This is a genomic window from Streptomyces sp. NRRL B-24572 (assembly GCF_002156145.1).
Classification (GTDB): domain Bacteria; phylum Actinomycetota; class Actinomycetes; order Streptomycetales; family Streptomycetaceae; genus Streptomyces; species Streptomyces vietnamensis.
Map to the genome: position 1 here is coordinate 1 of NZ_MWIG01001177.1, position 1,173 is coordinate 1,173.

Genomic DNA, 1,173 nt, shown 5'->3' on the forward strand with positions numbered 1-1,173 from the left:
ACGATTGCCCACACGGCGGGGGGCGACGCCCAGCCAGGCGCGGGTCACACGGGCGCGGGGCGAGGCCCAGCCAGGCGCGGGTCACACGGGCGCGGGGCGAGGCCCAGCCAAGTGCGGGCCCACACGGCGGGCGGCGGAGGGCACCGCCCAGCACGGGCGCGGGCCCACACGGCAGCGGGGCACCGCCCAGCACGGGCGCGGGCCCGCGCGGGTGCGGGATCGGCGACCGGTACCGTCAGCCGCGACCGCGCAGCGCGGTCGCGTAGATCTCGTCCGGGTCCAGGCGGCGCAGTTCCTCGGCGATCAGCTCGGCGGTGGTCCGCACCTTGAGCGCGAGGACCCTGTTGGGCTGGCCGGGGATCGCGAGCCGCGCGACCGGGCCCTCGGGCCGGTCGATGCGGATCTCTCCGTCGGCGGTGCCCATGCGGACGGCCGTGACGACGGGGCCGTCGGTGACGACCCGGTCGACGGGCACGCCGAGCCGGACCTCGAACCAGCGGGCCAGGAGTTCGGCGCTGGGATTCTCCGCCTCGCTCTCGACGGCGGCGGAGGTGACGGTGAGCGGGGCCTGGTCGAGGGCGGCGGCCAGCATCGAGCGCCACGGGGTGAGCCGGGTCCAGGCGAGGTCGGTGTCGCCGGGGGCGTACGAGGCGGCGCGCTTCTCCAGGGCGGCGAGGGGGTCCTCGACCGCGTACATGTCGGTGATGCGGCGCTGGGCGAGCGCGCCCAGCGGGTCCTGGGAGGGCACCTCGGGGGCGTCGACGGGCCACCAGACGACGACGGGCGCGTCCGGCAGGAGCAGCGGCAGGACCACGGAGTCGGCGCGGGCGCCGAGTTCGCCGTACAGCCGGAGCAGCACCGTCTCGCCCGAGCCGGCGTCGGTGCCGAGCCGGACCTCGGCGTCGAGCCGGGTCTCGTACCGCTCGCGGGGGGTGCGGGCGTGGCGCTTGATGACGACGAGGGTCCGGGAGGGGTGTTCCCGGGAGGCCTCGTTGGCCGCCTTGACGGAGTCGTAGGCGTTCTCCTCGTCGGTGACGATGACGAGGGTGAGCACGGCGCCGACGGCGGGGGTGCCGACGGCCCTGCGTCCCTGCAGGATCGCCTTGTTGATCTTGCTGGAGTCGGTGTCCGTCAGATCGATCTTCATGTGCGGCGCCCGTCCCTTCCTCTGCG

1 protein-coding gene is annotated in these 1,173 nt (G+C 75.7%); it reads right to left on the bottom strand.

The window, feature by feature from the left end; genetic code table 11:
- Positions 1-235: 235 nt before the first annotated feature.
- The gene (gene opcA, locus CCN56_RS41130; RefSeq protein ID WP_086832588.1) at positions 236-1,147 is read right to left on the bottom strand and encodes a glucose-6-phosphate dehydrogenase assembly protein OpcA; all 912 of its coding nucleotides are present in this window, start codon (positions 1,145-1,147) and stop codon (positions 236-238) included.
- Positions 1,148-1,173 lie beyond the last annotated feature (26 nt).